Here is an 8,589-nt window from a genome sequence, read left to right as displayed (position 1 = left end):
TACGTTTCGCTATCCGTGAAGGTGGCCGTACGGTAGGTGCTGGTGTGGTAGCTAACGTTAAAAACTAAGCGATACTGATCTCAGCGCAAGCTGACACCGAGTATTGAGTAGTGAAAAGCCATCCTTTATAGGGTGGCTTTTTTTGTGGGAGCTGTAGGGGTTATGAGGGTTTATTAAAAAGGGGGCGGCATGACTGTAATACATAATTTGTCAAAAGACACTCAAAACTTTAGGGAAGTGGTGCAAGCGGTAGCTGCTATCGAGTCTATCGTCCAGCCGCAGGATGCGTGGTCGTATCAGGCGATGATTGATTTGTTTGAGCAAGACAGTGTCCATCTACTGATCGCTTATGAGTCAGCAGGGTTAGCAGAGTCGGCTGCAGTCGTGCAAGGTTACTGCTTGTATCAAAGCGTCTTTGAACAAGCAGAGATTTTACGCATTGGCACTCATCCTGATTATCAGCGCCGCGGGATTGCGTCGCAAATTTTTGCGCAGTTGCACCTAGCGCTGAGAGATAAACAAGTAGAGAGCCTGCTATTAGAGGTGCGAGCGGACAACACACCTGCGATTGCGTTATATAAGCAGCAAGGCTTTGAGATAATTCATCAGCGTAAAAACTATTACCAGCTAACCCAGAAGCCCGCTGTCGATGCCCTGATCATGCAGCTGACTTATAGTGATTTTAAATGATTGGTTCATGATTTTAAATGATGGGTAGATGATATGTAATGCGCTCGTTTAGCAATGCAGCCTTACAGGTCTGCGGGGGTTTTTCTTTTGCAAACGTCGACGTTGGGTTTGTAGTCACTGTCTGCTCTCATGCGCTCAAGCACCTCGATGCGCTCGGTGAGCAGCTCAACCATGACATTGATATTGGCTTGTTGTTTTTTTACTTGTGCCAGTTTTTGCTGTGTGAGGAGTAATTGTAGGTCGATGTCTAATTGGCCATCATAATAATCATTGAGGCTGTCTCTGATTTCGGTGAGCGTAAAACCGATGGCTTGCGCGCTTTTTATCAGCTCAATACGTTCAACACATTCAGGATGAAACTCAGTATATAGCCGTGAGCCTGCCTGACGCTTGCGCGATCTGAGCAGGCCTAGCTGGTCATAGTGACGGACCGTGTCTTTGGTGGTATTGGCTTTGGCAGCCAGTTTTCCAATTAACAAAAATGAGGTATCAAGTGCCATAATAATCTCAAAAGTGGGGCGCTATTTGCCGCTTTGCCAAGGGTGTGCTGTATCAAGCAGTGAGACTGCTAGCGGTTGGTGGGAGTCACTGTGCCAATGCTCAGCGCCACTTACGATCAAGCTATCTAACTGATGCAAAAAGTCAGCACGAGGTAAAGTGGTGGCGCCCAAGCTCATGAGGTGCTCGTTTGGCAATTGGCAATCGACCAGTGCAACCTGACTTTGCTCGCATAAACGCATTAAACCCCAAAACGCCATCTTGGATGCGTTTGACGCACGGTGAAACATCGATTCTCCAAAATAAATACCGCTCAGCTTTAGACCATAAAGTCCCCCGATCAGTGTGTTGGTTTCGTCCCATACCTCGATGCTATGGGCAAAGCCTTGGGCGTGTAGCTTGCTATAAGCGTCGATCATCTCTTGATGAATCCAAGTATGCTCGCCTTCAGGCAGACCATTGCTACGCGGTAAGCTACAAGCATGGATGACTTCGTCAAACGCTTGATTGAGGGTGAGTTGCCAGCGCTCTTTTTTGGCCTGACGACGCAATGACTTACTGGGTATATACTCAGCCGGCACCATGACGCAGCGCGGCTCAGGGCACCACCACGCGGTAGGCTCGTCTTCATTAAACCAAGGAAACAGCCCCTGCGCATAAGCAGAGATGAGCGTTTCGGAGGCCAAATCACCACCCAGCGCCACAATGCCGATGCCATCAGGGTCGATGGTGGCGGGGTCGGGAAAGTCATAACGCCCAAGACTTTTTAGGGTCTCAGGCGTGATGGGATTATGGTTTTGTTGCCAAAGGTGACTCATTTAGGCTTCTTTATCAGCAGTCAATGTCGAGGCGTAGGTATGGTCAGAAGCATCTGCCTCACCGATGGCATCGAGATATTTTTCTGCATCAAGGGCGGCCATACAGCCGGTACCTGCTGAAGTAATGGCTTGACGGTAGACGTGATCGGCGACATCACCTGCCGCAAATACCCCTTCGACACTGGTCTGGGTGGCGTTACCATTTAGGCCACTATTGACGACAAGATAGCCGTCTTTCATATCTAGCTGACCTTTGAACAAGTCGGTATTTGGCTTATGACCAATCGCCACAAACATACCCATGACATCTAGGGTTTTGGTGCTGCCATCGACGGTAGATTCGATCACCACGCCATTGACACCCATGTCATCACCGACGACCTTACGGACCTGATGGTTCCATTCTATTTTGACATTACCGTTTTTGGCTTTTTCAAACAGCTTGTCTTGCAGGATTTTCTCGGAGCGCAAGCTGTCGCGGCGATGCACCAAGGTCACCTCAGAGGCGATGTTTGATAGGTATAAAGCTTCTTCGACCGCGGTATTGCCGCCGCCGATGACGGCGACTTTTTGGCCTTTATAAAAGAAACCGTCACAAGTAGCACAAGCAGATACGCCAAGACCTCTAAATTTGCTCTCTGACTCCAAGCCCAAATACTGCGCCGAAGCGCCTGTTGAGATGATAAGCGCATCACACGTGTAGCTGCCATTATTACCGGTCAATTGAAACGGACGTTCGTTTAGATTGACGTCATTGATATGATCATAGACCAGCTCGGTACCGAAACGCTCAGCATGCGTCTTCATACGTTCCATCAACGCAGGCCCAGTCAAATCGTACGCATCGCCTGGCCAGTTATCAACTCCTGTGGTGGTGGTCAGCTGTCCGCCAACTTCCATACCCGTGATCATGACAGGCTTTAGGTTGGCGCGCGCCGCATAGACAGCCGCGGCATAACCGGCAGGGCCTGAGCCTAAAATAATGAGCTTTTCGTGACGTGGGGCAGTAGTGTCAGTTGCCATGAGTTGTTCCTTGCTAAATATACGAATTAAAAATGTAAGTTATAAATATAATAAAAGACGAATATCAAAAATGACTACAAATATGCTTCTTCTAATTGCTATGTGATAATAACATAAGGGCAGTTGGCAAAAAGTGCAAGTTTGCTAAAGCAAACATGGGTATCATTACAATCAAAGCATCAAACCCTTGAATTTTAGGGCGCTAAAGGTAGGCGCTAATCGGCCAAGTCTTTATCAAATCCGGTGTAATGGTGATGATAAAGGTGTATTGTTTTATTTTCTTAAGAAGACTGTCGCCACTGTCCCTATGTATTTGTTATTATAAGAAGTTATGCCAAGCGCAGTAAGGGCTAAGTAATCTTGTCATCTATTCTGATAACCGCGCTTATAATCGTTTTATACAAGTAGCCATTGCCGCTGCGCTCGGTATCTTGGTACAGGTTGATCGGTACCGTTTATGTCAGCACTTTATGCCAGCATGGTTAGCGTTAATCATGGGTTGGCGACCATTTAGTATTATTAACAAGGCAGATCTTACGTGATATCAGCACCGCTAATTGAGTATTTAAAAAAAGGAATATTTACCCTGCTTGGGTTAATACTGACCGTTTATCTGTTTGTCATTTTGATGACGTATACGGGTAATGACCCTAGCTGGTCGCATATCAGCAGCGATATGACCACGATCAACAATATGGGCGGTAAAACTGGTGCATGGTTGTCAGATTTGCTGTATCGGTTTTTTGGTTTTGGCGCGTGGTGGCTACTGGCGTTTATGGTCTATGAGTCCATTTTGATTTGGTGGGACAATAAGCCAACATTTTGGCTGATGCGCTTGGTCGCTTATGTGTTTTTGTTATTAAGTGCCAGTGCGCTGTTTGCCCAATTGGTCGCGCTGGTGCAGCAGGTTGCAGATCCTGTGGCTACTGAACTAGAAGGCGTGGCGGGCGGTATCATCGGCCTTGAGCTTCAAGCCCGTTTGGCGCAGCTATTATCGCAGTGGGGGAGTGTGGTGTTTTTGACCGTGTTTGTCACCATCACTGCAACCTTTGCGTTTAATATTCACTGGCTGAGCATTTATCAAAAAATCACCGCGCTGGCTTGGCTTGGCTCAGGGGTCAAAAACAAAGAGGCGACCGCTGATGAGCAAGCGAGCAAGCAGTACAGCGCTGCTGGGTACAGTGATGACCAACAGGCGCTCAAAACACCAGCAGCATCAGAGCACGAGCAGCTAGCATTAGAACTGCCCACTGCTGATGCTACGGATGGTGCAGAGTCTGCGGATAAAAGTGGCCGATTTGGCAATGTGTTGTCCGAGTTTTTGACCACATCAGGACTGGCTGATAGTGTCAAAGCCTCGGTGGCTGCAGCGACACAAGCTGCAAAAGCGACTACATCGCCTGACAGCGTAGCGTCGCCTGCCATGCCGACGCAGTCGAGCGCCGAGCCGCAAAGCCCCGTAGCCGCTGCCAAAAGTGGCGCGGTCAGTGCCAGCGATGCAGTCGCGGCGGCCACCCCTGTGATGACTCGCAAAGTAGAGCCAAGCTTTGCATGGAATGATGCAAGCACGGTGGAGGATTTGTTGGCCAGTGAGCAGGCGCACTACCATGCTGACGATAGCTATGTTGCAGATACGACCGACGATATCTCTGAGACGGCATCTACCGTATCCGCCTCTTATGATAATAGTGATGAAACGCTAGATAATGAGGCGACTTCTGTGGCACAAGCCATAGAGACTCCCGATACTGATGATACGGCAACTGACGATATCGATACCTTGGCTGAGGCATGGCTGGCAGAACACGCAGAGACGCTCACCCCTGCTACTGCAGCAGTCGATGACGTCGTACATGATGCACCAACGCCAGATGCTGCCGCGCCCAGCTCCGTATCTATGGAGAGTCAGGCAGCTGGTAGACCAGCGGCAGAGGCAAGAGAAGCAAACGTATCACATAGCTCAGAGGTAGAGCCTGTCGAGCCATCATTCAGCTCGGCGTCTACCACGCAACCCTCTGCTGTAGAGCCTATCTCATCAGAGGTCGCTACCGCTACCGCAGATACCGCGGATATGACTCCGACCAACACGCCGCCAGCCAACCCCAAACAAGCACCAACAGTGGAGGCGCTGACACCAGAAACACCTACCAAGCCTGCGGTGAGCTTTGCGGTACCAGAGGGAGATAGTAGCAATCATATCACCGATATGATGCCAGATGATGATGCAGAGACAGTTGCAGCTGTCATGCCAGATATCAGTGACGATGCCGCATTTAGTAAAAAATCACGTTCAATGCAAACAGCGGCATATCGCAATAGCCTTACGCCGATACCTGAGATGTCTATCTTGGACAAGCCAGACCCTGACCGTAAGCCCAGCTATACCGTCGCAGAGCTTGAGCAGTTATCTGAATTATTAGAGATTAAGCTGCAGGAGTTCAATGTCAAAGCAAGCGTGGTGAATGCCATACCAGGGCCGGTGGTGACCCGTTTTGAGGTAGAGTTGGCACCAGGCGTCAAAGCCAGTAAAGTCACAGGTATCTCGCGAGACTTGGCGCGCTCGCTATCGATGGCGTCTTTGCGTGTGGTCGAGGTGATACCAGGCAAGCCTTATATCGGTATCGAAGTACCCAATAAAAAACGCGAAATGGTGCGTCTGATTGAGCTGCTCAATACGGAAACATACAAAGACCCTAAAGCGCAAATCAGCATGGCGATGGGTAAAGATATCGGTGGCAATCCGATTATCACCGATCTTGCTCGTGCGCCGCACATGCTGGTCGCCGGTACCACAGGCTCTGGTAAGTCGGTACTGGTCAACTCTATGCTACTGTCGATGCTCCTCAAATATACCCCCAATGAGCTGCGCCTGATCTTGATTGACCCAAAGCAGCTTGAGCTTGCCAACTACAATGATATCCCGCATCTACTGACGCCAGTGGTCACCGACATGACCGAAGCGGCCAGTAGCCTATCATGGTGCGTGGCGGAGATGGAGCGCCGCTATCAGCTCATGAGTCTGCTCAAGGTACGTAAGCTGGGCGAGTTTAACAAAAAAGTCGTCGCCGCCGAAAAAGCAGGCAATCCTATCATCGATCCGCTATGGCGACCCAACGACAGCGTCAGTATGAGCCAAGCGCCTAAGCTCAAGACATTACCGATGATTGTGATTGTCGCAGATGAGTTTGCTGATATGATTATGCAGGTCGGTAAACAGGCCGAAGAGCTGATCACGCGGTTGGCACAAAAGTCACGCGCGGCTGGTATTCATTTGATGCTCGCCACTCAGCGCCCGTCAGTCGACGTCATTACCGGTTTGATCAAAGCCAATATTCCAGTGCGAGCCGCCCTCCGTGTGAACTCAAAGGTCGATTCGCGTACCATCTTGGATAGCGGCGGCGCAGAGGATATGCTGGGCAACGGTGATATGTTGTTTTTAGGACCAGGACAGATTGAGCCGGATCGTGTGCATGGCGCTTACGTCAGTGACGAAGAGGTCAACCGTGTCTGTGACGCATGGCGTGAGCGCGGCGCACCCGACTATATTGACAACATGGCGGGGAACTTTGAGCTATCCAGCCCTGGCGGCGGTAGTACTGGCAATGCATCGGGTGAAGACGACGACCTATACGATGAGGCGGTCGCCTTTATCATGGAAACGCGCAAAGTATCTGCCTCTAGTATTCAGCGTAAATTTAGCATCGGTTATAACCGCGCCGCTCGTATTGTCGACTCCATGGAGGAGGCTGGGCTGGTCAGCTCGATGGGCAAAAGCGGCAAGCGTGAGTTGTTGATGTGATGAACAGTGAGTTTGATTGAGTGATAAAAAGCGAGTTACAGTAAGTAGCTCGCTTTTTTTATGAGCGTTTGTAGCGCAGTCATGTTATTGGCAAAGCTGACCGCATAAAGCGGCACAGTGATAGGTATTAGCATCAAGCATAAATTCATGGTCTGGTATGACGTGAACACAGCAGTGTCGATAAGGTGGTTACTATTGAAGCGATGAAACCGATATACTAAAAGTGATCAATAACTTAAGAACAAGGAAGCTCGGTTATGTTTAAAGAATACACCCAGTATGATGCGATAGCGCTAGCGGCATTGGTCAATGCCGGAGAGGTCAGCGCCAGAGAGCTGCTGGATGCGGCTGTCTATCAAGCCAATAAGCTCAATCCCAAGCTAAATGCCATCATTCATCGTTTTGATGAGCGTGCCTATCACGCAGCGGCGCAAGGCCTACCGGCAGGCGCGTTTACAGGTGTGCCTTATTTGCTCAAAGATTTGTCATTTAGCTTTGAGGGAGAGCCTGTCACGATGGGCAGCCGTAGTGTCAATATTGTCTCAGAAAATGACAGCGAAATCGTCAAGCGTATGAAAGCCGCTGGCGTCAATACCTTTGGCAAGACCAATACCCCTGAGTTTGGGCTGATCATCACCACCGAGCCCAAGGCGCATGGCGCAACGCATAATCCCTTTAAAAAAGGCTATAGTGCTGGCGGCTCCTCAGGCGGTAGTGCAGCGGCAGTGGCAAGTGGTATTGTACCGATGGCAGGCGCCGGTGATGGTGGCGGCTCGATACGCTTTCCTGCGGCGTGGTGCGGCGTGTTTGGCTTAAAGCCCAGCCGTGGCCGTAACCCAATGGGTCCGACATTTGGGGAGGGCTGGGAAGGCGCTGTCGCCGATCATGTGATTACCCGCTCCGTTCGCGATAGTGCCGCGATGCTCGATGCCACCAGTGGCGCTGAGATTGGCGCGCCCTTTATCATTGCGCCGCCAGAGGGGTCGTTTTTGCAGGCTGCGATGCGCGCACCGCGGCAGTTGACCATTGCGCTACATCAGCAACCACTGATTGCAGGTACGGTGGTGGACAAGGAAGTACTGGCGGTCCTTGAACAAACCGCCAAGCAGTTAGAGGCCATGGGGCATCGCGTGGTGCCTGCTGAGCCTAACATCAATATCGAGCAGTTTTGGCATGATTTTATGGTTGTGGTGTGCGCCCATACAGCATTTACCATTGATAATATCGAGCGTGATTTTGGGCCGCAGCATATCAAAAAACTAGAGCCGCAAACCTACAATATGGCGCTTTTGGGTCGTTCATTATCAGCGGTAGACTTGGCGCATGCCAAACACGGCTGGCATCACAGTCAATATCAGACAGGCTTATTACTAGAAGAGTACGACATGATCTTGTGTCCGACCGTACCGACACCAGCGGTCAAGCATGGCGTACTACCGCCTAGCCGTATGGATGAGATGCTGATGCGTAGCGCAGAGCTGCTCAATAAAGGCATAGATATGGGGAAATACGCCTTTAGCTCAGGCATGATAGAAAAGCTGAGCCAGCCTGTGCTGAGTAAGATGGCTTTTACCTTACTAGGCAATGTCACAGGTTTGCCCGCGATGTCATTGCCGGTCGGCATGAGCAAAAAAGGCTTGCCGATTGGTATGCAGCTGATTGGACGGATGAATGATGAGGCGACGCTGTTGAGTATCGCAGGTGAGATGGAGCGTGCAGGGCTGTTTACGAAGTCAGCGTTTGAGAGGTAGCTTAAGCTAT

At 50.2% G+C, this 8,589-nt stretch carries 6 protein-coding genes and 1 pseudogene; 4 read left to right on the top strand and 3 right to left on the bottom strand.

Annotated elements, in window-relative coordinates; genetic code table 11:
* A pseudogene (locus BTV99_RS13330) lies at positions 1 to 68 on the top strand (elongation factor Tu); the annotation flags it as partial.
* A 121-nt stretch (positions 69 to 189) separates the two neighbouring features.
* Positions 190 to 690, top strand: coding sequence for a ribosomal protein S18-alanine N-acetyltransferase (gene rimI, locus BTV99_RS11920; RefSeq protein WP_075102584.1), 501 nt, complete (start codon positions 190 to 192; stop codon positions 688 to 690).
* A gap of 62 nt (positions 691 to 752) precedes the next feature.
* Here the strand turns inward: rimI and BTV99_RS11915 are convergent, their stop codons facing one another.
* From BTV99_RS11915 to trxB, 3 genes are read right to left on the bottom strand one after another with little or no spacing between them, the layout of a single operon-like run.
* On the bottom strand, positions 753 to 1,190 hold the full coding sequence (locus BTV99_RS11915) for a MerR family transcriptional regulator (protein WP_075102583.1): 438 nt from the start codon (positions 1,188 to 1,190) through the stop codon (positions 753 to 755).
* 21 nt (positions 1,191 to 1,211) lie between these two features.
* A complete protein-coding gene (aat, locus tag BTV99_RS11910; RefSeq protein WP_083608645.1) occupies positions 1,212 to 2,006 on the bottom strand; it encodes a leucyl/phenylalanyl-tRNA--protein transferase in 795 nt (264 codons plus the stop codon).
* Entirely contained in the window at positions 2,007 to 3,029 is a 1,023-nt protein-coding gene (trxB, locus tag BTV99_RS11905; RefSeq protein ID WP_075102582.1) for a thioredoxin-disulfide reductase, read from the bottom strand.
* 538 nt (positions 3,030 to 3,567) lie between these two features.
* On the opposite strand from trxB, the gene BTV99_RS11900 reads away from it, so the two are divergent.
* Both BTV99_RS11900 and BTV99_RS11895 read left to right on the top strand, forming a co-directional pair.
* The gene (locus BTV99_RS11900) at positions 3,568 to 6,828 is read left to right on the top strand and encodes a DNA translocase FtsK 4TM domain-containing protein (protein WP_075102581.1); all 3,261 of its coding nucleotides are present in this window, start codon (positions 3,568 to 3,570) and stop codon (positions 6,826 to 6,828) included.
* A gap of 257 nt (positions 6,829 to 7,085) precedes the next feature.
* Positions 7,086 to 8,579 carry an amidase gene (locus BTV99_RS11895; RefSeq protein ID WP_075102580.1) on the top strand — a complete coding sequence of 498 codons (1,494 nt, stop codon included), beginning with the start codon at positions 7,086 to 7,088 and terminating at the stop codon, positions 8,577 to 8,579.
* Positions 8,580 to 8,589 lie beyond the last annotated feature (10 nt).

Origin of the sequence: Psychrobacter sp. Rd 27.2 (genome assembly GCF_001921755.1) — a bacterium.
Taxonomy (GTDB): Bacteria; Pseudomonadota; Gammaproteobacteria; order Pseudomonadales; family Moraxellaceae; genus Psychrobacter; species Psychrobacter celer.
Note: the sequence above shows the minus strand (reverse complement) of the source record. Positions and strands in the feature narration are given on the sequence as shown.

What these genes read in the sequence shown, in the direction of transcription:
- rimI (WP_075102584.1), top strand. Translation starts at nt 190, where the DNA reads ATGACTGTAATACATAATTTGTCAAAAGACACTCAAAACTTTAGGGAA.
- BTV99_RS11915 (WP_075102583.1), bottom strand. Translation starts at nt 1,190, where the DNA reads ATGGCACTTGATACCTCATTTTTGTTAATTGGAAAACTGGCTGCCAAA.
- aat (WP_083608645.1), bottom strand. Translation starts at nt 2,006, where the DNA reads ATGAGTCACCTTTGGCAACAAAACCATAATCCCATCACGCCTGAGACC.
- trxB (WP_075102582.1), bottom strand. Translation starts at nt 3,029, where the DNA reads ATGGCAACTGACACTACTGCCCCACGTCACGAAAAGCTCATTATTTTA.
- BTV99_RS11895 (WP_075102580.1), top strand. Translation starts at nt 7,086, where the DNA reads ATGTTTAAAGAATACACCCAGTATGATGCGATAGCGCTAGCGGCATTG.